Source organism: Kitasatospora gansuensis, assembly GCF_014203705.1.
Classification (GTDB): Bacteria; Actinomycetota; Actinomycetes; order Streptomycetales; family Streptomycetaceae; genus Kitasatospora; species Kitasatospora gansuensis.
In genome coordinates this window covers 973,197-996,391 of record NZ_JACHJR010000001.1, presented here as the reverse complement: position 1 = coordinate 996,391, position 23,195 = coordinate 973,197, and the positions used below count along the sequence as shown (strand labels likewise).

Annotated in this window: 24 protein-coding genes; 17 read left to right on the top strand and 7 right to left on the bottom strand. The window is 72.2% G+C overall.

Annotated features, from left to right (window positions below; genetic code table 11):
• Positions 1-11: 11 nt before the first annotated feature.
• On the top strand, positions 12-608 hold the full coding sequence (locus F4556_RS04625; RefSeq protein ID WP_184911834.1) for an HD domain-containing protein: 597 nt from the start codon (positions 12-14) through the stop codon (positions 606-608).
• Here the strand turns inward: F4556_RS04625 and F4556_RS04620 are convergent.
• Both F4556_RS04620 and F4556_RS04615 read right to left on the bottom strand, forming a co-directional pair.
• On the bottom strand, positions 557-1,294 hold the full coding sequence (locus F4556_RS04620; protein ID WP_184911832.1) for a nucleotidyltransferase domain-containing protein: 738 nt from the start codon (positions 1,292-1,294) through the stop codon (positions 557-559). The two genes, F4556_RS04625 and F4556_RS04620, sit on opposite strands and share 52 nt — an antisense overlap.
• A gap of 44 nt (positions 1,295-1,338) precedes the next feature.
• The gene (locus F4556_RS04615) at positions 1,339-1,851 is read right to left on the bottom strand and encodes a GNAT family N-acetyltransferase (RefSeq protein ID WP_184911831.1); all 513 of its coding nucleotides are present in this window, start codon (positions 1,849-1,851) and stop codon (positions 1,339-1,341) included.
• Between the two features lie 73 nt (positions 1,852-1,924).
• Here F4556_RS04615 and F4556_RS04610 point away from each other — a divergent pair, with 73 nt between their 5' ends.
• Positions 1,925-2,842 carry an endonuclease/exonuclease/phosphatase family protein gene (locus F4556_RS04610; RefSeq protein ID WP_221503531.1) on the top strand — a complete coding sequence of 306 codons (918 nt, stop codon included), beginning with the start codon at positions 1,925-1,927 and terminating at the stop codon, positions 2,840-2,842.
• 12 nt (positions 2,843-2,854) lie between these two features.
• Entirely contained in the window at positions 2,855-4,012 is a 1,158-nt protein-coding gene (locus F4556_RS04605; RefSeq protein ID WP_184911827.1) for a methyltransferase, read from the top strand.
• Here F4556_RS04605 and F4556_RS04600 read toward each other — a convergent pair.
• The 5 genes from F4556_RS04600 to F4556_RS04580 form a co-directional block, all read right to left on the bottom strand.
• The gene (locus tag F4556_RS04600) at positions 4,009-4,302 is read right to left on the bottom strand and encodes a hypothetical protein (protein WP_313068146.1); all 294 of its coding nucleotides are present in this window, start codon (positions 4,300-4,302) and stop codon (positions 4,009-4,011) included. The genes F4556_RS04605 and F4556_RS04600 overlap by 4 nt on opposite strands.
• Before the next feature lie 16 nt (positions 4,303-4,318).
• A complete protein-coding gene (locus tag F4556_RS04595) occupies positions 4,319-5,230 on the bottom strand; it encodes an ATP-grasp domain-containing protein (RefSeq protein ID WP_184911824.1) in 912 nt (303 codons plus the stop codon).
• A 28-nt stretch (positions 5,231-5,258) separates the two neighbouring features.
• The gene (locus F4556_RS04590; protein ID WP_184911823.1) at positions 5,259-6,059 is read right to left on the bottom strand and encodes a hypothetical protein; all 801 of its coding nucleotides are present in this window, start codon (positions 6,057-6,059) and stop codon (positions 5,259-5,261) included.
• Entirely contained in the window at positions 6,056-7,915 is a 1,860-nt protein-coding gene (locus tag F4556_RS38940) for a M6 family metalloprotease domain-containing protein (protein ID WP_184911821.1), read from the bottom strand. Before F4556_RS38940 ends, F4556_RS04590 begins: the two co-directional genes overlap by 4 nt.
• 99 nt (positions 7,916-8,014) lie before the next feature.
• On the bottom strand, positions 8,015-8,707 hold the full coding sequence (locus F4556_RS04580; RefSeq protein ID WP_184911819.1) for a Clp protease N-terminal domain-containing protein: 693 nt from the start codon (positions 8,705-8,707) through the stop codon (positions 8,015-8,017).
• 208 nt (positions 8,708-8,915) lie between these two features.
• Between F4556_RS04580 and argC the strand changes: the two genes are divergently transcribed.
• The 14 genes from argC to cbiE all read left to right on the top strand — a co-directional run bounded on the left by argC (position 8,916) and on the right by cbiE (position 23,089).
• Positions 8,916-9,944 (top strand): N-acetyl-gamma-glutamyl-phosphate reductase, encoded by a 1,029-nt coding sequence (argC, locus tag F4556_RS04575; RefSeq protein WP_184911818.1) that lies wholly within the window; start codon positions 8,916-8,918, stop codon positions 9,942-9,944.
• Between the two features lie 29 nt (positions 9,945-9,973).
• Complete coding sequence (gene argJ, locus F4556_RS04570) at positions 9,974-11,125, top strand: bifunctional glutamate N-acetyltransferase/amino-acid acetyltransferase ArgJ (protein WP_184924275.1); 1,152 nt, start codon at positions 9,974-9,976, stop codon at positions 11,123-11,125.
• Positions 11,126-11,138: 13 nt separating this feature from the next.
• Positions 11,139-12,071: an acetylglutamate kinase gene (gene argB / locus F4556_RS04565; protein ID WP_184911816.1), complete on the top strand. Its 933-nt coding sequence runs from the start codon at positions 11,139-11,141 to the stop codon at positions 12,069-12,071.
• Positions 12,068-13,261 carry an acetylornithine transaminase gene (locus F4556_RS04560; RefSeq protein WP_184911814.1) on the top strand — a complete coding sequence of 398 codons (1,194 nt, stop codon included), beginning with the start codon at positions 12,068-12,070 and terminating at the stop codon, positions 13,259-13,261. The genes argB and F4556_RS04560 overlap by 4 nt, the downstream gene beginning before the upstream one ends.
• A 24-nt stretch (positions 13,262-13,285) precedes the next feature.
• The gene (locus tag F4556_RS04555) at positions 13,286-13,834 is read left to right on the top strand and encodes an arginine repressor (protein WP_184911812.1); all 549 of its coding nucleotides are present in this window, start codon (positions 13,286-13,288) and stop codon (positions 13,832-13,834) included.
• Between the two features lie 158 nt (positions 13,835-13,992).
• Positions 13,993-15,186, top strand: a complete 1,194-nt coding sequence (locus F4556_RS04550) for an argininosuccinate synthase (protein ID WP_184911810.1) — start codon at positions 13,993-13,995, stop codon at positions 15,184-15,186.
• An 80-nt stretch (positions 15,187-15,266) separates the two neighbouring features.
• Positions 15,267-16,691, top strand: coding sequence for an argininosuccinate lyase (argH, locus tag F4556_RS04545; protein ID WP_184911809.1), 1,425 nt, complete (start codon positions 15,267-15,269; stop codon positions 16,689-16,691).
• Positions 16,692-16,746: 55 nt separating this feature from the next.
• Positions 16,747-17,034, top strand: a complete 288-nt coding sequence (locus F4556_RS04540; RefSeq protein WP_184911807.1) for an RNA polymerase sigma factor — start codon at positions 16,747-16,749, stop codon at positions 17,032-17,034.
• Positions 17,035-17,287: 253 nt separating this feature from the next.
• Positions 17,288-17,782, top strand: coding sequence for a GNAT family N-acetyltransferase (locus F4556_RS04535; RefSeq protein WP_184911806.1), 495 nt, complete (start codon positions 17,288-17,290; stop codon positions 17,780-17,782).
• Between the two features lie 387 nt (positions 17,783-18,169).
• The gene (locus tag F4556_RS04530) at positions 18,170-19,195 is read left to right on the top strand and encodes a methionine ABC transporter ATP-binding protein (protein ID WP_184911804.1); all 1,026 of its coding nucleotides are present in this window, start codon (positions 18,170-18,172) and stop codon (positions 19,193-19,195) included.
• Positions 19,192-19,929, top strand: a complete 738-nt coding sequence (locus tag F4556_RS04525) for a methionine ABC transporter permease (RefSeq protein ID WP_184911798.1) — start codon at positions 19,192-19,194, stop codon at positions 19,927-19,929. Before F4556_RS04530 ends, F4556_RS04525 begins: the two co-directional genes overlap by 4 nt.
• Before the next feature lie 107 nt (positions 19,930-20,036).
• Complete coding sequence (locus F4556_RS04520; protein ID WP_184911796.1) at positions 20,037-20,867, top strand: MetQ/NlpA family ABC transporter substrate-binding protein; 831 nt, start codon at positions 20,037-20,039, stop codon at positions 20,865-20,867.
• Between the two features lie 134 nt (positions 20,868-21,001).
• Positions 21,002-21,604: a GNAT family N-acetyltransferase gene (locus F4556_RS04515; RefSeq protein ID WP_184911794.1), complete on the top strand. Its 603-nt coding sequence runs from the start codon at positions 21,002-21,004 to the stop codon at positions 21,602-21,604.
• Positions 21,605-21,829: 225 nt separating this feature from the next.
• A complete protein-coding gene (gene cbiE, locus F4556_RS04510) occupies positions 21,830-23,089 on the top strand; it encodes a precorrin-6y C5,15-methyltransferase (decarboxylating) subunit CbiE (protein ID WP_184911793.1) in 1,260 nt (419 codons plus the stop codon).
• Positions 23,090-23,195: the final 106 nt, after the last annotated feature.

Genomic DNA, 23,195 nt, shown 5'->3' with positions numbered 1-23,195 from the left:
CACTAGCCGGTATGACGATCAGTCGAGCCACGCTGCACGAGCTCCCGGCCGGCCTGGAGGACCTGTACGTCGAACTGGCCGCCCCGCCCCGGCTGGTGGCCCACCTCCGGCTGGTGCACGACGTCGCGGTCCGGCTGCTCGCCGGCTTCGCCGAGGCCTGGCCGGAGCTGACGGTGGACGCCGGGGCCGTGCGGTTCGGCGCGGCCAGCCACGACCTGGGCAAGGTCCGTCACCCGGAGGAGCTCAGCCGGCCCGGCTCGCTGCACGAAGCCGCCGGGGAGCGGCTGTTGACGGAGCTGGGTTTCCCGCCGGAGTCGGCCCGGTTCGCGGGCTCGCACGGCTCCTGGGACCGCCCCGGCATCAGCACCGAGGAGCTGATGGTCAGTCTGGCCGACAAGGTCTGGAAGAACAGCCGGATCGCCGGGCTGGAGGACCTGGTCGGCGTCCGGATCGCCGAAGCCACCGGCCGGGCGCCGTGGGAGGTCTTCCTGCAGTTGGACGACCTGCTCGGCGCGCTCGGCGCGGCGGCCGACGAACGGCTCGCTTACCAGGCGGCTCACCCGGTGGTCGGCCCCGCCAGCAACTCGGGGGAGGCGGCGCGGCGGTAGCCCGCCTGGAGAGGGCCGCCGCAGTGGGCGAGGGCGGCGGTGACCGCTTCGGCGAAGGGGGTGCGGGAGCCGCCGCGGGCCAACGTGCGGTGGCCGGTGAGGAGTTGGTCGGCGAGGTCGGGGTGGGCGGCGCGGAGTCGGCGGGGGAGCCACTTGCCGACGCCCTGCCAGTGGCCGCCGGTGGACAGCAGGAGTTCGGCGGTGCGGTCGAGCAACAGGGCGGCGATGACCAGCAGTTCGTCCTGGTCGGCGGCGCCGAGCAGGTCGTCGTGGAGGTCGGTGACCAGGTACCGCCGGGTCTCCAGGGTGTCGGCGGCGACCGGCGCGGGCCCGGCCGCGAGGGTCTGCTCGGCCAGGGCGCGGAACTGCCCGGCGGTGCCGTCGCGGTCCAGCAGGGTGAGGCCGTGGGCGCACATCGACGCGATGGTCGGGACGCCGTTGGCCCGGTCCCAGGCCAACATGGTGCGGAGCGAGGCGGGGGTCTGGACGAAGAACTCGACCGGCCACCCAGCGTGCCGGACGGTCTCCCGGTACACCTCGCCCGGCTCCGGCCGGATCACCACGATGTCCAGGTCCGAGGTGGCCGTGCCCTCGCCGCGCGCGGTCGAACCGCCGAGGAAGGCCGCCACCGCCTCGGGAAACCGGTCCTGGACCACCTGCCGCGCCGCCACGATCGGATCACTCATGCCGACGATGATCACCCATGGCCCCGGCCGCCCGCACCTCCGATTCAGGTCAGCTCGGCCGCCAGCAGGTCCATCAGCAGGCTGTCGTGCCAGCTGCCGTCCGCGCCGCGCTCGTAGGCCCGCATCACGCCGACCGGACGGAAGCCGACCTTGGCGTAGCAGCGGATCGCGGCGGCGTTGTCGGCGGCCGGGTCGATCACCAGGCGGTGGAAGCCGAGCGTCGTGGTGAGGTGCCTCGCCAGCACGCGGACGGCGTCGGTGCCGAGGCCCTGGCCGTGGACGGCGGGGTCGAGGAAGATGTCGATGCCCGCGTGCCGGTAGTCCGGGTCGCTCTCCGCGTACCACTGGACGGCGCCGACCACCCGGCCCGCGTGCACGATCGCGAACACCTCGGTCCCCGGGTCGGCCAGGTCATCGGCCACCTCGGCGGGCAGGTCGTCCGCCCCTCGCCAGCGGGCGAACACCTCCGGGGTGGCCCGGATCGCCGCCAGCGGGGCGACGTCCTCGGCGGTGGCGGGGCGCAGCGTGACGGCGGTGCCGTACAGCGTGGTCGACATGAACCGGACGTTACCCGCCCCGGCCGGAACCGGCCCGCCCGTTCCTGACCTCCTGTCAGCTGTGAACACGGGGATGTGGCGACGAGGACAGCTGGTGGCCGGGGCGGCCGTCCTGGTGACGGTGCTGCTGGTGCGGCCCGCGCTGATACCCAATCGGGTGGGGCGGCTGGGCAGCCTGCTGGAGACCTTCCTGCCCTGGCTCGGCCTCGCCCTGCCCGTCCTGCTGCTGCTCGCGCTGCTCCGCCGGTCCGCCGCGGCGGGCGTGACGGTCACGGTCGCGGCGCTGGTCTGGACGGCCCTGTTCCTCCCGTCCGGCGCCGATGGGGGCGGCGGGCTGACCGTGGTTCAGCACAACGTGGACGACGCCAACCCCGACCCGGCCGCCACCGCCCGGACCCTGGCCGACAGCGGCGCGGACCTGATCGGGCTGGAGGAGCTGCTCCCGGAGCGGCTGGCCGACTACCAGGCCGTCCTCGGCGCGGACCGCCCGTACCGCGCGGTCGAAGGCAGCGTCGGTCTCTGGTCCAGGTACCCGCTCACCGACGTCCGGCCGGTCGACCTCAAGCCCCGTGGCCTCGCCGCCGACTGGCGCCGGGCCCTGCGCGCGACCCTGCACACCGGGGAGGGTGAGACGGCGGTCTACGTGGTCCACCTGCCCTCGGTCCGGCTCGGCCCGAGCGGCTACGGCACCGACCGCCGGGACGAGAGCGCCCGGCTGCTGGCCACCGCGCTCGCGGCCGAACCGCTGCCCCGGGTGATCCTGCTCGGCGACCTCAACGGGACCCTGGACGACCGGGGCCTGGCCCCGCTCACCGGCCTGCTCGGGGAAGGGGGCCGCCGGGAGTTCAGCTGGCCCCGGACCTTCCCGCTGGCCCGGATCGACCACGTCCTGACCCGGGACGCGACCGTCACCGCCGGCTGGACCCTGCCGCCCACACCCAGCGACCATCTGCCGGTGGCGGCGCGGATAGACCTGGCCCGGCTCGGATAGCCTGGGCGAACGATGGAAAGTTTCACGACGCCGTGGGGCGAGTTCGAGCTGAGCCGCTTCCCCGAGGACCCGCGCGACCGCCTCCGGGCCTGGGACGCCGCCGACGAGTACCTGCTCCGGCAGGTGCACGGGATCGACGGGGCTCCGCCGGTGGACCTGAGCGGGCGGGTGGTGGTGCTCGGCGACCGCTGGGGTGCGCTGGTCACGGCGCTCGCCGCGCACCGGCCGACCCAGATCTCCGACTCCTGGCTCGGCGGCCGGGCCACCGCCGAGAACCTGGCGCGCAACGGTGTCGAGCCGGGCACGGTCGAGCTGCTCACCACCCAGGACCCGCCGCCGGAGCGGATCGACGTGCTGCTGGTCCGGGTGCCGAAGAGCCTGGCGCTGCTGGAGGACCAGCTGCACCGGCTGGCTCCCGCCGTGCACGCGGGCACGGTGGTGATCGGGGCCGGCATGGTGGCCGAGATCCACACCTCCACCCTGCACCTGTTCGAGCGGATCCTCGGCCCGACCAAGACCTCACTGGCCGTCAGGAAGGCCCGGCTGATCCACTGCACGCCCGACCCGGCGCTGCCCAGGACCGTCAGCCCCTGGCCGATCAGCTACACCCTCCCCGACGGCATCGGCCCGGTCTCCGGACGGACCGTCACCAACCACGCGGGCATCTTCTGCGCCGAACGCCTCGACATCGGCACCCGCTTCCTGCTCACCCACCTCCCGGCCACCACCGGGCCGAAGCGGATCGCCGACCTCGGCTGCGGCAACGGCGTGGTCGGCACCGCTGCCGCGCTGGCGAACCCGGAGGCCGAACTGCTCTTCGTGGACGAGTCGCACCAGGCGGTGGCCTCCGCCGAGGCCACCTTCCGGGCCGCGCTCGGCCCGGCCGCCAAGGCCGAGTTCGCGGTCGGCGACGCGCTGGACGGCGCCGAGCTCGGATCGCTCGATCTGGTGCTCAACAACCCGCCGTTCCACACCCACCAGGCCACCACCGACGCCACCGCCTGGCGGATGTTCACCACCGCGAAGGACGCGCTGCGCCCCGGCGGCGAGCTCTGGGTGATCGGCAACCGGCACCTCGGCTACCACGTCAAGCTGCGCCGCCTGTTCGGCAACTCACAGGTGGTCAGCAGCGACCCCAAGTTCGTCCTGCTCCGGGCCGTCAAGAACTAGAGGTTGGGTTCGACACCGAAGTCGGCCGGGGCCGGGGCCTGTTCGGCCAGTACCTCGCCGACGGCCAGCCGGGCCCGGAGCCGGAGCACCGAACCGACCAGCACTCCCGCCAGCTGCTCCTGACGGACCGCCAGGTCGAGGGACTCGCCGACCCGCTGCGACAGCAGGTCGGCCCGGCCCTCGACGGGGGTGGCCGACAGCACCTCCACGGTCGCCGACACCCACCCGGTCAGCCGGGGGTGCGGGGCGACCGCGAGCAGGCGGACCCGCAGGGTGGTGAGGTTCTCCACCGGGGCGACCATTCGTTCAGACCTCCAGGGCGGCCGGGGCACCGGCCAACAGGTCGACGATAGCCGCAGCGATCGGCAGACCGGTGTGCGATTCGTAGTAGCTGTACGCGGGCATCGGGTTCACCTCGAAGCAGACCCAGGCGCCGTCCGGCCGCTCGCGCAGGTCGATCCCGGCCAGCGGCAGCCCGAGCCCGGCGGCCAACGCGACCGAGCGCCGCTCGACCTCCGCGGGCAGCCCGTACGCGGTCAGCTCTGCGCGCTGCCCGTCCCGCTCGGCGTAGCGGTAGTCGACCGCGGGGCAGTCCACGGCGGCGGCGAAGGCCCGCTCGCCGACCACGTGCACCCGGACGTCGCGGCCCGGCACGTACGCCTGGAACTGGGTGGGCAGGCCGCGCACCAGGTGCAGCCGTGACTCGTCGTCAGCGGTGAGCTCGCGGACGATCGACCGGATGCCGCTGACCGACTTGTAGACCACCCGGCCGTGCTCGGCGCGGAACGCGCGCACCTCCGCCGGGTCGTCGGTGACCAGGGTCTCCGGCACCGGGAAACCGGCCCGGGCGATCAGCTGGGCCTGGTACGGCTTGGACCCGTTGGACTCCATCGCCCGGGGGCGGTTCACCACGAACGCCCGTGCCACGTCCAGCCAGTCGGTGAACCACTGGTGGAACGCGGCCGTCCTGGCCCGGGCGGCGGCGTCACCCCCGGTGACCGGGGGTTCGAGCGGGCGGGCGTAGACGGCGGTGATGTCGTCCAGCGCGAGCCGGTGGCCCTCGGCCAGCAGCAGGCCGGACAGCCCGGCGCCGCCGACGAAGTCGTAACGGGCCAGCCGGGTCTGATCGACCACCAGATGGGGCAGGCCCGCCGCCCGGGCGGCGTCGGCGGCCAGGGTGAGCGGCGGGTCGTCGGGGCAGCCGTAGAGGACGATCATGCGCGGCTCCGTTCCGGACGGTGGTGGATCAAGAGCCGCTCCGGGTCAGTGCGACCAGCTCGTCGGTGACCGCGGCCCGCTGCTCCGCGGTGGCCAGCGGCGGGCACGGGTCCACGTCGGTGACCGCCCCGTCGGGCCGGAGGCGCAGCTCGAACAGCCTGGTGCCGAGCAGCCCCGCGAGCCGGTGCAGCCGCTCCCCGTACCGCTCCGCCAGCCGGCCGACCGGGCGGGTGCCGCAGAACAGCAGCCGCTCGGCCCCCGGCTCGGGCCGGATCTCGACCGGGACGGGGGCGCCCGCCCCGCCGGGCCAGGCCAGCCGGGGCAGCCGGAGCTCCCCGCCGACGGCGGCGGGGAGCAGTCCGCCCCTGGTGGCCCCGCCGCTGCGGGCGACCGGCAGGCCGCAGCGCTCGGCGTGCACCAGGGCGGCGGTGGGGGAGAACGGACCGTGCGCCGTCCCGTACGAGCTGACCTGGCCGAGCACCCGGGGGCCGAGGCCGAGCAGCCAGCTGGCGACCAGCGCGTGCAGCTCGGCCCGGGCGTAGTCGAGGTCCTTCGCGCTGGCCCGGCCCAGGCCGAGCACCGGCAGTGGCGGCAGGCGGTGCAGTACCGCGGCCGTGTCGGTGTCGGTGAGCACCCGGCCGTCGGGGAGCGTCAGCCGGGTGGTGGTGAGCCCGGCCGCGCTGACCCGGTGGCTCCACCGGGCCCGGGCCAGCTCGGTGGGGGAGAGCGGGAGGACGCGGTCGCCGCCCAGTCGGCCGGCCAGCGCGCGGGCCACCGCGGCCGCGCCGAGGTCGGCCCGGGCGGCCAGCACGACGACCGCTGCCGTCACTGCGGCGGGAGGGTGTCGAAGGCCCGCTTGGCCTGCGGGTCGCCGTCGGACATCGCCTGCCGCAGGGTGTCGGCCTCGGTGCCGTAGACCGGGCCGCCCTGCAGGTCGGGCCGGAGCGCGGAGCCGATGAACGGCTCGGCGGCCTGATCCTGGGAGCCGGTACCGAGGGCCTGCTCGACCGCCTCCAGCCGGCTCTGCAGGTCGAGGACGGCGGCCAGCACCGGGTCACCGCCCTGGTCGGCGCCGAGCGGGTCGCCGGGCCGGTCGGGCCGCTCGAACTGGCCCTTCTCCACCCGGTCCTTGATGTCCTTGCGCTCCTTGAAGGGCTCCTTGACCTCCTTGCGGAGCTCCTTGAACGGCTCCTTCAGTTCCTTTCGCCCGTCCTTGCGGTCCTTGAGCGGCTCCTTGAGGTCCTTCAGCCCGTCCTTGAGCTCCTTGCGGCCGTCCTTCAGCTCCTTGCCGCCGTCCTTGAGCTCCTTGGTCAGCGGCTTCCCGCAGGAGACCGAGACGGTGGCGGTCATGGTGACGGCGGGGGCCGGGATCGAGCTGATGGACACACAGGTGTCCGCGCCCGCGTAGGACTTGGTGCTCGGCGAGGTGGAGCCGTTGAGGGTGGCGTTGCCGGCGCTGCCCGGGAACGGGTCGCCGGCGTCGCCACGGTTGTGGGCGAGCTCGAGGTCGCGCTGGTTGTCGGCCTGGAGCAGGCCGACCTTGTAGTGGTTCTCGTCGGTGTTGCCGGGCTTGTTCTCGTCGATGTGCCAGACCAGCAGGCCCTCGCCGGGCAGCGAGACGTCGTAGCCGCTCTGCTGGCGGTTCTCCGCGAGGAAGTACTCGCTGCCGCCCGCGCCGTCCTTCCAGAGCCGGTGCACGGTGTGGCTGGACTTCACGTCCTCGAACGCGACGGGGCCGCCGGTGGTGACCACGGTGGCACTGGCCCAGCCCTGGTTGACCTTGCACCAGGCGGAGGGGTGCACCGGGATGTCGCCACCGCCGCCCCAGGAACCGCCGCCCATCAGGCACCAGTTGCCGACGCCCTCGGAGCTGCCGTCGGTGTCGTACAGGTCGGGGAAGCCGAACAGCAGGTGGCCGAGCTCGTGGGCGCAGACCCCGATCTTGGCGTCCTCCGGGATGGTCAGGTAGGCGAAGATCTTCGTGCCGTCGGCGTTCAGCGCGGCGGGCAGCGTCCACTTGTGCGACCAGATGTCGCCGGGCCGGCCGCTGGCCTCGCCGCCGGAACCGGCGTGCACCACGATGAACGCGTCCACGAAGCCGTTGCCGTCGTTGTCGTACGGGGCGAAGTCGATCAGCGGGTCGGCGGCCAGCGCGGTGTCACGGGCCATCAGGTGGGCGCGCGGCTCGCCGCTGGGGCGACCGATGCCGAAGTTGCCGTTGGCGTACCAGGCCAGCGTCTGCGGCAGCCGGATCGGGCCGACCACCTCGCCCACGATGTCGATCAGACCGTGCGTCACCTCGCGGTAGTACTCCCGCACGCTGCCGTGCGGGAGCTCGCCGAGCGAGAAGAACAGCTGCTCGAAGTGGGCCTCGGAGGCCGTCATCGCCTTGTCGGAGAAGTCGGCCAGCACCACCGCGACCCGGACCGCACCGCGCAGCGGGGCGCGGTCCGCGGCGGCGGACTGGATGGTGTCGTACGGCGTGCCGAGCGGGAACTCGTCGGGCGGGAAGATGGCGCCGTCGTCGAAGCCGAGCCGCTTGGGGGTGCGCCCGACGGCCAGCTGGCCGGTGAGTTCGTCGGGGCCGGAACGGACCCGGGCCAGCTCCTCCTGCAGGCGTTGGCGCAGCTCCGGACTGGGGGCGACCGCGCAGAAGTCGGACCAGACAGCGCGGGTTTCGGGCATGGCAACTCCCTCGGCAGCGGACTGCGATCTCGTGACTACACATGGTAGTCACGGGACTGCGCGTTGGATACGGCCGTTCGAGGGAGATGCCGTGGTGGGTCAGCTCTGTTCGATGACGAAGCTCTCGGTGGCCGCCTTGCTGACGCCGAGTCGGCCGAGCACGCCGTCGGCCCCCTCCTGCTCCAGCAGGGCGAGCAGGATGTGCTCGGTGCCCACGTGGTTGTGGCCGAGCCGGAGCGCCTCACGGAACGTCAGCTCCAGCGCCTTCTTGCCGCCGGCGTCGTACGGGATCAGCCCGGGCACGTCCGCCACCGGGGCGGGCAGCACGGCGCCGACGGCCGCCCGGAGCGCCTCGGGCGTGACGCCCTGGGCGGTCAGCGCCCGGGTGCCGGTCGACTCGGGGGTGGCGAGCAGGCCGAGGGCCAGGTGCTCGGTGCGGATCTCGTGGTTCCCGGCGGCGCGGGCCTCCTCCTGCGAGGCCATCACCGCCTGGCGGGCCCGGTCGGTGAAGCGGCCGAAACCCTGGCTCGGGTCGAGGTCGCCGGGCTCGCCCGGATCCTTGGTGACGAAGCGCTTCTGGGCGGCCTGCCGGGTCACGCCCATGCTCTTGCCGATGTCGGTCCAGGAGGCGCCGGAGCGCCGGGCCTGGTCCACGAAGTGGCCGATCAGGTGGTCGGCGAGGTCGCCGAGGTGGTCGGCGGCGATGACGGCACCGGAGAGCTGGTCCAGGGCGTCGGGGTGCACCTTCTTGATGGCGTCGATCAGGTCGTCGAGCCGTACGGGAATCGTCATGTGTCAACTATGGGTTGACGTACGCCCTGATGTCAACCATCGGTTGACACTCGTCCGACCTGACGGAGACGCGTGCACTTGTGGGGTGTCGGACGGTGGGCCGTGTCACGCTGCCGACCGGATCCGCCGCGAGGGGCGGGCCGCGGGGACTCCTTGCATGAATGTTCCGTGATGCGTATATTCATGCCGAGTCCTAGGAGGGATCATCATGGCATTGCGAGTCGCCGTCGCCGGCGCCAGTGGGTATGCGGGCGGGGAGGTGCTGCGTCTGTTGCTCGGGCACCCGGAGATCGAGATCGGGGCGCTGACCGGCGGGTCGAATGCCGGGACGAGATTCGGCGAACTCCAGCCGCACCTGCTGCCGTTGGCCGACCGGGTGCTGGAGCCGACCACTCCCGAGGTGCTGGCCGGGCACGACATCGTCTTCCTCGGGCTGCCGCACGGGCAGTCGGCCGCCGTCGCCGAGGCACTCGGCGACGACGTGCTGGTGGTGGACTGTGGGGCGGACTTCCGGCTCAAGGACGCGGCGGTCTGGGAGAAGTTCTACGGCTCCCCGCACGCCGGCACCTGGCCGTACGGCCTGCCCGAGCTGCCCGGCCACCGGGCCGCGCTCAAGGGGACCAAGCGGATCGCCGTCCCCGGCTGCTACCCGACCGCCGTCTCGCTCGCGCTGTTCCCGGCGTACGCCGCGAAGCTGGCCGAGCCGGAGGCCGTGATCGTGGCCGCGTCCGGCACCTCCGGTGCGGGCAAGGCGGTCAAGGCGCACCTGCTCGGCAGCGAGGTGATGGGTTCGATGAGCCCGTACGGCGTCGGTGGCGGGCACCGCCACACGCCCGAGATGGCGCAGAACCTCGGCCCGGTCGCGGGCGAGGAGATCACCGTCTCGTTCACCCCCACCCTGGCGCCGATGCCGCGCGGCATCCTGGCCACCTGCAGCGCCAAGGCGAAGCCGGGCGTGACCGCCGCGAGCCTGCGCGCCGCGTACGAGCGGGCCTTCGCGGGCGAGCCGTTCGTCCGGCTGCTGCCGGAGGGTCAGTGGCCGCAGACCAGTTCGGTCTACGGTTCGAACGCCGCGCTGATCCAGGTCGCGCTGGACGAGCACGCGGGCCGGATCATCGCGATCAGCGCGATCGACAACCTGGTGAAGGGCACCGCCGGTGGCGCGGTGCAGAGCATGAACATCGCCCTCGGCCTGCCGGAAGAGCTGGGCCTCCCGCTGAACGGAGTCGCACCGTGACGAACAATCAGGCTGTGAACATCGAAGGCATTGGCGTGACGGCGGCGAAGGGCTTCCGCGCCGCCGGCGTCACCGCGGGCATCAAGGCCAGCGGCACCCCCGACCTGGCTCTGGTGGTCAACGAAGGCCCGTCCAACGCCGCGGCCGGTGTCTTCACCTCCAACCGGGTCAAGGCCGCCCCCGTGCTCTGGTCCGAGCAGGTGGTGAAGGGCGGCCGGATCTCCGCCGTCGTCCTCAACTCCGGTGGCGCCAACGCCTGTACCGGCCCGCTGGGCTTCCAGGACACCCACGCCACCGCCGAGAAGGTGGCCGCCGAGCTGGCGCTGAACGCGGGCGAGGTGGCGGTCGCCTCCACCGGCCTGATCGGTGTCCGGCTGCCGATGGACATCCTGCTGCCCGGCGTCGAGCAGGCCGCCAAGGCACTCGCCGCCGACGGCGGTGAGGCCGCCGCGATCGCCATCAAGACCACCGACACCGTGCACAAGACCGCCCAGGTGACGAAGAACGGCTGGACGGTTGGCGGGATGGCCAAGGGCGCGGGCATGCTCGCACCCGGTCTGGCCACCATGCTGGTGGTGCTGACCACCGACGCCGACGTCACCGCCGAGGGCCTGGACGCCGCGCTGCGCGGCGCGACGAACACCACCTTCGACCGGATCGACTCGGACGGCTGCATGTCCACCAACGACACGGTGCTGCTGCTGGCCTCGGGCGCGTCCGAAGTCGTGCCGCAGCAGGACGAGTTCGCCGCCGCCGTGGCCACCGTCTGCGCCGACCTGGCCCGCCAGCTGATCGGCGACGCCGAGGGTGCCAGCAAGGACATCCGGATCGACGTGACCGGCGCCGCCACCGAGCAGGAGGCCGTCCAGGTCGCCCGGGTGATCTCCCGGAACAACCTGCTCAAGTGCGCCCTGCACGGCGAGGACCCGAACTGGGGCCGGGTGCTGGCCGCGATCGGCACCACCGACGCCGCCTTCGACCCGGACCAGCTGAACGTGGCGATCAACGGCGTCTGGGTCTGCCAGGACGGCAGCGTCGGTGAGTCCCGCGACCTGGTCGACATGACCGGCCGCGAGATCGTCATCACCGCCGACCTGCGGGCCGGTGAGTCGGCGGCCACGGTGTGGACCAACGACCTCACCGCCGACTACGTGCACGAGAACAGCGCCTACTCCACCTGAGCCGGGGGACCCCGTGAAGATCGCACCCAAGGGCGAACAGGCCCGTAACAACACCGCGTTGCCCAAGGCACTGACCCTGATCGAGGCGCTGCCCTGGCTGGAGCGCTTCCACGGCAAGACCGTGGTGATCAAGTTCGGTGGCAACGCCATGGTCGACGAGTCGCTCAAGGCGGCCTTCGCCCAGGACGTGGTCTTCCTCCGCTACGCCGGTCTGCACCCCGTGGTGGTGCACGGCGGCGGCCCGCAGATCAACACCCAGCTGGGCAAGCTCGGTCTGGAGTCCTCCTTCACCAACGGCCTGCGGGTCACCACCCCCGAGACCATGGACGTGGTCCGGATGGTGCTGGCCGGCCAGGTCCAGCGCGAGCTGGTCGGGCTGCTGAACGAGCACGGCCCGTTCGCGGTCGGCATGACCGGCGAGGACGCGCACACCATGACCGCGGTCAAGCGGTACGCCGTGGTGGACGGCGAGCAGGTCGACATCGGCCTGGTCGGAGACATCGTCAACATCGAGGCGGGCGCGGTGAAGGCGCTGATCGGCGACGGCCGGATCCCGGTCATCTCCTCGATCGCGCGCGGCACCGACGGCCACGTCTACAACATCAACGCGGACACCGCCGCCTCCGCCCTGGCGGTCGCGCTGGGCGCCGAGATGCTGGTGGTGCTCACCGACGTCGAGGGCCTGTACGCGGACTGGCCGAACTCCGACGACGTGATCAGCCAGCTCGGCACCACCGAGCTGGAGGAGCTGCTGCCGACCCTGGCCAGCGGCATGCTGCCGAAGATGGAGGGCTGTCTGAACGCGGTCCGCTCCGGGGTCGGCACCGCGCGCGTGCTGGACGGCCGGGTGCAGCACAGCCTGCTGCTGGAGATCTTCACCGACGAGGGCATCGGCACCATGGTCGTGCCGGACGACGATACGACGGTCCTGGGGGGCCTGGCATGACGAACACTCAGCTCACCCAGCGGTGGCAGCACTCGCTGATGGACAACTACGGCACCCCCCGGATCCCGCTGGTGCGGGGCGCGGGCTCGACCTTCTGGGACGCGGACGGCAACGAGTACCTGGACCTGGTCGGCGGGATCGCGGTGAACTCGCTCGGCACCGCCCACCCGGCCGTCGTCGAGGCGGTCACCGCGCAGATCGGCCAACTCGGCCACGTCTCCAACCTGTTCATCGCCGAGCCGACCGTCCGGCTGGCCGAGCGGCTGCTGGAGCTGTTCGGCCGCGCGGGCGGCCGGGTGTTCTTCTGCAACTCCGGCGCCGAGGCCAACGAGGCCGCCTTCAAGATCAGCCGGCTGACCGGCCGGACGCACCTGGTCTCCCTCGAGGGCAGCTTCCACGGCCGGACCATGGGCGCCCTGTCGCTCACCGCCCAGCCCGCCAAGCAGACCCCGTTCGTACCGCTGCCCGGTGACGTCACGTACGTCCCGTTCGGCGACATCGAGGCGCTCCGGGCGGCCGTCACCACCGAGACCGCCGCCGTCTTCCTGGAGCCGATCCAGGGCGAGAACGGCGCGGTCCCGCTGCCCGAGGGCTATCTGACGGCGGCTCGGGAGATCACCCGGGCCACCGGCACCCTGCTGGTGCTGGACGAGGTGCAGACCGGCATCGGCCGGACCGGCCACTGGTTCGCCCACCAGGCGTACGAGGGCGTCGAGCCGGACATCATCACGCTGGCCAAGGGCCTCGGCGGCGGTCTGCCGATCGGCGCCACGGTGGCGTTCGGGGAGGCCGCCGAGCTGTTCCACGCGGGTCACCACGGCACCACCTTCGGCGGCAACCCGGTGGTCGCTGCGGCGGGTCTGGCGGTGCTCGACACGATCGTCGCCGACGGGCTGCTGGCGCACGTGCAGAAGGTCGGCGAGCAGCTGCGCACCGGTATCGAGGCGATCGGCTCCCCGCTGGTCGACCATGTCCGGGGCGCGGGCCTGCTGCTGGGCATCGTGCTCACCGCACCGGTCGCGGGGAAGGTGCAGGCGGCCGCCCAGCAGGCCGGATTCCTGGTCAACGCCGCCGTGCCGGACGCCGTCCGGCTGATCCCCCCGCTGGTCCTGACCGAGCAGGAGGCGGACCGCTTCCTGGCCGCTCTGCCGGAGATCCTGAGCAGCGTCGCCCCCGACGCGAACGTCTGAGCGAACTCCGGGAGAATCCTCGTCATGACCGTACCCAACCCCGACCAGCCCGCCGCCGGGCCGACCTCGCAGGTCCCGCAGACCCGCACCGCACGGCACCGGCGGATCGTGGACCTGTTGACCCGTCAGCCCGTCCGCTCACAGAGCCAGCTGGCCAAGCTGCTCGCCGACGACGGACTCGTGGTCACCCAGGCCACCCTCTCCCGGGACCTGGACGAACTGGGTGCGGTGAAGATCCGGAACCGGGACGGCGCGCTCATCTACGCCGTCCCGGCCGAGGGCGGGGACCGCACCCCGCGCGCCCCGATGGGGGAGTCCGCCACCGAGGGCCGGATGGCCCGGCTGGCGGGCGAGCTGATGGTGTCCGCCACCGCCTCCGGCAACCTGGTGGTGCTCCGCACGCCGCCGGGCGCGGCGCAGTTCCTCGCCTCGGCGATCGACCAGGCCGAGGTCTTCGAGATCATCGGCACCATCGCCGGCGACGACACCGTCCTGCTGATCAGCCGCGACCCCTTCGGCGGTCAGGCCCTGGCCGACCATCTGATGCAGCTGGCCCAGGCCAAGGCGCAGTAGCCCTAACCCTCGAAAGCCCGCCACAGGCCACCCCACTCCGGCCCCCAAGCCTCCCGAGGCCCGCCGCAGGCGACCCCCTGTTTTGAGTTTCATACGGCGTAGTGCATACTTATGCCTGTCGTCGTAACCCTGTTCGCACTGTTGTGAAGGAGAAAGCCGTGACCGAGCGCGTCGTACTCGCCTACTCGGGCGGTCTGGACACGTCCGTCTGCATCGGCTGGATCGCCGAGGAGACGGGCGCCGAGGTCATCGCCGTCGCCGTCGACGTCGGCCAGGGCGGCGAGGACCTGGACGCGATCCGTCAGCGCGCGCTGGACTGCGGCGCCGTCGCGGCCGAGGTCGCCGACGCCCGTGACGAGTTCGCCAACGAGTACTGCCTGCCGGCCCTCAAGGCCAACGCCCTCTACCAGGGCCAGTACCCGCTGGTCTCGGCGCTGTCCCGGCCGGCCATCGTCAAGCACCTGGTCGCCGCCGCCAAGAAGCACGGCGCCACCACGGTCGCCCACGGCTGCACCGGCAAGGGCAACGACCAGGTCCGGTTCGAGGTCGGCATCCAGTCGCTGGCCCCCGAGCTGAAGTGCATCGCCCCGGTCCGCGACTACGCGATGACCCGGGACAAGGCGATCGCTTTCGCCGAGGCGAAGAACCTCCCGATCGTCACCACCAAGAAGAACCCGTACTCGATCGACCAGAACGTCTTCGGTCGGGCCGTCGAGACCGGCTTCCTCGAGGACATCTGGAACGCCCCGATCGAGGACGTCTACGAGTACACCCAGAACCCGGCCACCCCGCGCGAGGCGGACGAGGTCGTCATCACCTTCGAGGCCGGTGTCCCGGTGGCCATCGACGGCCGCAAGGTGACGGTGCTTCAGGCGATCGAGGAGCTCAACAAGCGCGCGGGCGCCCAGGGCGTCGGCCGGCTCGACATGGTCGAGGACCGCCTGGTCGGCATCAAGTCCCGGGAGATCTACGAGGCCCCCGGCGCGATCGCGCTGATCACCGCGCACCAGGCGCTGGAGAACGTCACCGTCGAGCGCGAGCTGGCCCGCTACAAGCGGCAGGTCGAGCAGCGCTGGGCCGAGCTGGTCTACGACGGCCTGTGGTTCTCCCCGCTCAAGCGCGCGCTGGACGGCTTCCTGAACGAGGCCAACCAGGTCGTCTCCGGCGAGATCCGGATGGTCCTGCACGGCGGTCGCGCCGTGGTGAACGGCCGCAAGTCGGACCAGTCGCTGTACGACTTCAACCTCGCCACCTACGACACCGGCGACACCTTCGACCAGTCGATGTCCAAGGGCTTCATCGAGATCTTCGGCATGTCGTCGAAGATCGCCGCCCGCCGCGACCTGGCCTGAGCCACGCTGTGAACGAGCCCCGGCCGCCCTGGGCGGCCGGGGCACCGTACTACCCGAACCCGTATGAAGGAGCCCACGCGATGACCGCCGATCAGAACGCCGACGTCCGCCTCTGGGGCGCGCGCTTCGCCGACGGCCCCTCCGAGGCGCTGGCCAAGCTCTCCGCCTCGGTGCACTTCGACTGGCGGCTGGCCCCGTACGACATCGCGGGCTCCAAGGCGCACGCCCGGGTGCTGCACAAGGCCGGGCTGCTCAGCGCGGACGAGCTGACCGGGATGCTCGGCGGGCTGGACGCGCTGCTGGCCGACGTGGCGTCAGGTGCCTTCACCGGCACGGTCGCCGACGAGGACGTGCACACCGCGCTGGAGCGCGGCCTGCTGGAGCGGCTCGGCCCGGACCTGGGCGGCAAGCTGCGGGCCGGCCGGTCGCGGAACGACCAGATCGCCACCCTGTTCCGGATGTACCTGCGGGACCACGCGAAGATCATCGGCGGCCTGCTGCTGGACCTCCAGCACGCGCTGGTCGGCCTGGCCGAGGCGCACCCCGACACCGCGATGCCGGGCCGCACCCACCTCCAGCACGCCCAGCCGGTGCTGTTCGCCCACCACGTCCTCGCCCACGTCCAGGCCCTCGGCCGGGACGCCGAGCGGCTGCGCCAGTGGGACACCCGGACGGCCGTCTCCCCGTACGGCTCCGGCGCGCTGGCCGGCTCCTCGCTCGGCCTGGACCCGGAGGCGGTCGCCGCCGAGCTGGGCTTCGAGCGCGGCTCGGTGGGCAACTCGATCGACGGCACCGCCTCGCGGGACTTCGTGGCCGAGTTCGCCTTCGTCACCTCGATGATCGGGATCAACCTGTCCCGGATCGCCGAGGAGGTGATCATCTGGAACACCAAGGAGTTCGGCTTCATCACGCTGCACGACGCGTTCTCCACCGGATCCTCGATCATGCCGCAGAAGAAGAACCCGGACATCGCCGAGCTGGCCCGGGGCAAGTCCGGCCGCCTGATCGGCAACCTGACGGGTCTGCTGGCCACCCTCAAGGCGCTCCCGCTGGCCTACAACCGGGACCTCCAGGAGGACAAGGAGCCGGTCTTCGACTCCTGCGACACGCTCGAGGTCCTGCTGCCCGCCTTCACCGGCATGATGGCCACCCTGACGGTCCATCGGGAGCGGCTGGAGGAGCTGGCCCCGGCCGGCTTCTCGCTGGCCACCGACATCGCCGAGTGGCTGGTCAGGCAGAACGTCCCGTTCCGGGTCGCGCACGAGGTGGCGGGCGCCTGCGTCAAGGTCTGCGAGGGCCTGGGCATCGAGCTCTCCGATCTGACCGACCAGCAGTTCGCCGAGATCTCCGCGCACCTGACCCCCGAGGTCCGCTCGGTGCTCACCGTGCACGGCTCGATCGCCTCCCGGAACGGCCGGGGCGGCACTGCCCCGTCCGCCGTCGCCGCCCAGCTGGCCGAGCTCAAGGCCGACCTGGCGGTCCAGCAGGAGTGGGCCCAGGGCTGAAGGTTCGCCTGAACGAGGGGACGCCTCCGGGCGTCCCCTCGTCGTTTGCCGGTACGTGATCCGTTACGCCGAACTGCGCCCCGTCCTCACCCGAACGGAGTGGGTGGTCCCGTCCGCCGAGGAGCAGGTGCTGACCGCCGCGCGGGAGCGCGCGGTGCGCCGCGCGCTGGCCCGCCTGCCCGGCCGCTGCCCCGAACTGATGACCGCCCTCGCCGAGGCCCCCGAACTGACGTACCGCCAACTCGCCGAGCGGCTGGGCCTCCCGCGCGGCAGTATCGGACCCACCCGCTCACGCTGCCTCGCCTGCCTGCGCGCCCTCCTGCACAACGAACGGCCGGAGTGACGCTCGCCACGTCCGGCGGCCGGAAGGTTGCCGGAGGCCGGACGGTGGGTAGAGCGGTGGCGAACGGGCCCTTGACGGTCTCTCGGGCGGCCGGATACTGGGCAGGCGCGCAGATCCGACCCCGGAGACAACCAGGGCACGACTGCGCCACCCCCGGTCAGGGCCGATCCCCGGCCGGGAATCCTTCGCAGGGCAACCGGTGCGCCACCCTCACCTAGCGCACCGGGAACTAACGATGGGGAGGCCCCAGCACATGGGCATGAGCGTGAACATCTCGGTGGCGAACGAAGAGGACGCGGAGCAGATCCTCAAGCTCCAGTACCTCGGCTACCAGTCCGAGGCCGAACTGTACGGCGACTGGGCGATCGAGCCCCTGACCCAGACCCTGGAGAACCTGCGCACCGAGCTGACCGAGCGCCACGTCCTGGTGGCCCGGCTCGGCGAGGAGATCGTCGGCACCGTCCGCGGTTCGGTGGACCAGGACGGCACCGCGCACGTCCACCGCCTGGTGGTGCACCCCCGGATGCAGCGGCACGGCCTCGGCGGCCGGCTGCTGGACGCGGTGGAGCGGCAGCTGAGCGCGGAGGCCCCGGTCAGCTCCTTCGAGCTGTTCACCGGCCACCGCAGCCTGGGCAACCTGCGGCTGTACGCCCGGCACGGCTACCGGCAGACCGAGGTCCGCGAGATCAGCCGGAGCCTGAGCATCGTCACCCTGACGAAGCGGGTGGCGGTCGCGGCCGCGGCCTAGGGCCTTCGAAGAGCACCCGACCTGATGACCGGTCGGGTGCTCTTTGCGTTGTCATACCTGTGTCGTGTCCGCATTTCGGACCGGTGTTCCTGATAATTGAGACCGTGTCCATATGTCTGATTTACTTTGACCCATGACCACGACGACGACCTGCACCCCCACCGGCAGCACGCCGGCCGGAGAGCGCGGCATGTGTTGTTGTCGAATGTGTCGCTTCTGAGGGCTTCCGCCCCTCTTTCCGCGCACCCCGTGCCGTGACTCGTAAGGGTCACGCCCACGCGCGCCCCCGCCGCCCAGCGGCCACGATCGAAGCATGGCCGGACCTGATCCTCCTTCAGAGGTGTGCCTCCGCATGCCGTCGTCCGCCCCCGAACAACGGAAGCAGCCGTGATCACCACCAAGGACCTGACCAAGGTCTACCGAACCCGAGGCCGCGAGGTCACCGCCCTGGCCGGGGTGGACCTGCACGTGCGCGAGGGTGAGGTCTACGGAGTCGTCGGCACCAGCGGCGCCGGCAAGTCCACCCTGATCCGCTGCGTCAACATGCTGGAGCGCCCCAGCTCCGGCACGGTCACCGTGGACGGCGTCGAGCTCACCGCGCTGCCCGGCACCGAGCAGCGCGCGGGCGCCGACCTGCGGGCCGCCCGCCGCCGGATCGGCATGGTCTTCCAGCACTTCAACCTGCTCGCCTCCCGCACCGTGCAGCAGAACGTCGAACTCCCGCTGGAGATCATCGGCCTGGACCGCACCCAACGCCGCCGCAAGGCCGGTGAACTGCTCGAACTGGTCGGCCTGGCCGACAAGGCCCGCGCCTACCCCGGCCAGCTCTCCGGCGGCCAGAAGCAGCGGGTCGGCATCGCCCGGGCGCTGGCCGGCGACCCCAAGGTGCTGCTCTCCGACGAGGCCACCTCGGCGCTCGACCCGGAGACCACCCGGTCGATCCTGGCCCTGCTGCGCGACCTCAACCAACAGCTCGGCCTGACCGTGCTGCTGATCACCCATGAGATGGACGTCATCAAGTCCGTCTGCGACTCCGCCGCCCTGATGCGCGGCGGCAGGGTGGTCGAGGCCGGGAAGCTGACCGAGCTGCTCGCCACCGAGAACTCCGAACTGGCCCGCGAGCTCTTCCCGCTCGGCGAGTTCGGCCACGGCCACCCCGCCAACACGGTGCTGGAGATCACCTTCCAGGGCGACACCTCGGCCCGGCCGTTCGTCTCCCAGCTGGCCCGCACCTACCAGATCGACATCAACATCCTCGGCGCCGCCGTCGAGACCATCGCCGGCCGGATGGTCGGCCGGATGCGGGTCGAACTGCCCGGCGGGCACCGGGACAACGTGGTGCCGATCGGCTTCCTGCGCGAGCAGGGCCTGCAGGTGGACGTGCTGAACGAGACGGACGGGGCCGCGGCATGACCTGGGACCAGATGCAGGACCTGATGTGGCCCGCCACCTGGGAGACCTTCCAGATGGTCGGCGTCGCCACCGTGGTCACCGTGCTGCTCGGGCTGCCGCTCGGCCTGCTGCTGGTGCTCACCGACAAGGGTGGCGCGCTGCAGAACGCCCCGGTGAACCGGGTGATCGGAGCCGTCGTCAACCTCGGCCGCTCGATGCCGTTCATCATCATCATGGTCGCGCTGCAGACCTTCACCCGAGCCGTGGCGGGCACCACCATCGGCTGGGAGGCGGCCACGGTGCCGCTGACGGTCGGTGCCATCCCGTTCTTCGCCCGGCTGGTGGAGACCTCGGTCCGCGAGGTCGACGGGGGCCTGGTGGAGGCCGTCCACGCGATGGGCGGCGGGACCTGGACCACCGTCCGAAAGGTGCTGCTCCCCGAGTCGCTGCCCTCGCTGGTCTCCTCCGTGGTCACCACGATCATCGCGCTGATCGGGTTCTCCGCGATGGCCGGCACGGTCGGCGGCGGCGGCCTGGGCTTCCTCGCCATCAACTACGGCTACCTGCGCTTCGAGACCGGCTTCATGTGGGTGATCGTCGCCGAGCTCGCCGTCATCGTGACGGTCATTCAGCTGGCCGGCGACCTGATCGTCCGTCGGCTCACCAACCGCGGCGGGTCCGGCGGAACCGTCCGCCTGCTGCGCTCGCGCGACACCCCGTCCGAGAAGGACGAGGAACTCGTCCTTCCGCACTGACCACGTGGCGGCCCGACCCGGGCCCGCCGCGAGACCTGGCCGCCGGACCGTCAGAAACCGTCCGACCGGCCGTCCGTTCCACCGTTCCATGGAGAAAGGCACTTTTCGTGCGTAACGTCCTGAAGTTCACCAGCGTCCTCGCCACCGCCGGGCTCGCCCTGTCGCTCACCGCCTGCAGCAGCGACAGCTCCTCCTCGTCCGGCTCCAGCCCGGACGCGGCGCTCACGGTGGTCGCGAGCCCGACCCCGCACGCGCAGATCCTGGACTTCGTCAAGAAGAACCTGGCCGACGCGGCCGGGCTCAAGCTCGAGGTCAAGGTGGTCACCGACTACGTGACCCCGAACACCGCCGTCCAGGACGGCTCGGCCGACGCCAACTACTTCCAGCACGTGCCGTACCTCGAGGACTTCAACAAGAAGCAGGGCACCAGCATCGTCTCGGTCGAGCCGGTGCACCTGGAGCCCCTCGGCCTCTACTCCAAGAAGGTGAAGTCGGCCGCCGAGCTGCCCAACGGCGCCACGGTCGGCCTGCCCAACGACGTCACCAACGAGGGCCGGGCGCTCAAGCTGCTCGCCGACAACAACGTGATCAAGCTCAAGGACGGCGTGGGCACCGCCGCCACCCCGGCCGACGTGGTCAGCAACCCGAAGAACCTGAAGTGGAAGGAGCTGGAGGCCGCCCAGCTCCCGCGGTCGCTGCCCGACCTGGACGCCGCCGTGATCAACGGCAACTACGCGCTCGAGGCCAACCTCAAGCCCGCCGCCGACGCGATCCTGCTGGAGAAGGCCGCGGGCAACCCGTACGCCAACATCCTGGCCGTCAAGAAGGGCAAGGAGAACGACCCCCGGGTGAAGAAGCTCGCCGAGCTGCTGCACTCCGACAAGGTCAAGGACTACATCAACACCACCTTCAACGGCTCGGTCATCCCGGCCTTCTGAGCGGCCTTCTGACGGTCCGTGACGGCATCCCTTCCTGGCGAGGGGGTGCCGTCACGCTGTTTGCGGGTACCGTGTCACGGCCCGGACAGGGCGGGGCGTACCGTAAGTCCACGACCCGGCGAGGAGAGAGACGGATGGCAGCGAGCTTCCCCGAGACCGCGATCAGCACCGAGCGGCTGCTGCTGCGCCCCCTCGCGGAGACGGACGCGCCCAGCCTGGTGGCCATGATGGCCGACGAGCAGGTGCACGCCTGGACCGCCATCCCGCAGCCCTTCACCGACGGCCACGCCCTGGAGTGGATCCGGGAGTTGGCCCCCGCCCGCCGGGCGGACGGGCGAGGAATCGTTTTCGCCGTCACCGAACACCTGACCCAGCGCGTGGTCGGCGTGGTCGAACTGCGCTGCACCGACTGGCGGTTGCGCTCCACCGAGGCGACGTACGTGACCGCCGCCTGGGCCCGCGGCGAGGGCTACGCCCCCGAGGCCGTGAACGGCGTCGCACAGTGGCTGTTCGAGGACCGCGACTTCCTCCGGCTCGAACTCCGCACCGCCGCAGGCAACACCGCCGGCCAGCAGGTCGCCCAGAAGCTCGGCTGCATCAGCGAAGGGGTGCTGCGCAGCGCCTGGATAGTGCGGGACGGCGAGGAGAGCCGCAGCGACCTGATCCTGTGGAGCCTCCTCCCGGAAGACCTGGAGCCGGTGGCACCCCGCGAGCCGCACTTCGCAGCCGGCCGCTGAGTTGCACTATCCAGGGGCTCGGGGAACTGCGAGGAGATCTGGCGCCTGGGTCACTGCGAAAGTGCCTGACCAGATACGTACGTTGAACGCTCCTGAGGTCGGCGTCGCCGTTCCTCGAGCCCCTGGTGGTGCAACCTTGCGCCCTGCGGCCGTACGGCAGTGCGAGCGGGTAGCCTCGGGATCGGGGGCCGACCGGCCGTCAGGGTACCGAGGGAGCACCGGCAGATGGCGGACCGGATCACGGTCATCGGGTGGGACGGCACACCACTGACCGAGGCGGCCGCCTCGGCGCTCGCGGGCGCGACCCTGGTCGCGGGGGCGCCCTACCAACTGGCCGCGCTGCCGGTCCCGGCCGGCGCCGAGCGGCTGACGCTCGGGAGCGTGCAGCAGGCCGCCCGCCGGATCACCGAACACCGGGGCGCCGCCGTGGTGGTGGCCGAGGGCGATCCGGGGTACTTCGGGGTGGTCCGCGAGCTGCGCCGTCCCGAGTACGGCCTCGAACTCGAAGTGCTGCCTGGCGTCTCCTCGGTGGCCGCCGCCTTCGCCCGGGCGGGCATGCCGTGGGAGGACGCCCAGGTGGTCAGCGCGCACGGCGGACGGCTGCGCCGGGCGGCCAACGTCTGCCGGGCGTACCCGAAGGTCGCGGTGCTCACCACGGCCGGCGCCGGGCCGAGCGAACTCGCGCTGATGCTCCGTGGGGTGCACCGCACCTTCGTGGTGTGCGAGGCGCTCGGCACCGCCGACGAGGACGTCACGGTGCTCACCTCGGACCGGGTGCCCGACCACGACTGGCGCGACCCGGCGGTGGTGCTGGTGATCGGCGGCGCGGGCCCCAACCACGCGCCCACCGAGACCTCCGGCTGGCTGGCCGGACGCCCGCTCGGCTTCCCGGGGCCCGACCGGGGCTGGGCGTTGGACGCCGAGGCGTACGCGGGTGCGGAGCGGAGTACGGGAGCGGCGGGCGGCATCGGCTCCGCGCTGCCCCCGCACGTCCGCGCGCTGGCGTTGGCCCGACTCGGTCCGGTGCCCGGCGAGCTGCTCTGGGCGGTCGGCGCGGGCAGCGGCGCGCTGGCGGTGGAGATCGGACGTTTCGGCGCGGCGGTGGTCGCGGTCGAGGCGTCCCGGTCGGCCTGCGCGCAGATCACCGTGAACGCCCGCCGGTACGGCGTCGAGGTCGAGGTGGTGCACGGGATCGGTCCCGAGGTGCTCGGCGGGCTGCCCGAACCGGACGCGGTGGTGGTCGAGTCCGGCGGCGCCGAGGTCGTCCGGGCGGTGCTGGACCGCAGACCGGAGCGGCTGGTCGCGGTCGCGCACTCGCTGGGCGACGCCGAGGAGATCCGGGCCGCCATCGCGGGCGCGGGGTACCGGGTGGACGGCGCGCTGCTGCAGTCCGCGCCGCTCGGTCCCGGGCACGGCAGCGCGGCCGGGCTGGGGCTCGGGCCGGGGGAGCAGAGCCTGGTCCTCTGGGGCGAGCAGGGCTCCTGACGGGCCTTCGACAATCGACCCGAATCGGACACCGGTTCGGGAGTCGATCGGGGATGGCCGGTAGGGTGAGCCGTTCGAGCGCGCATGCGATCGGCGGTTCGTGTCC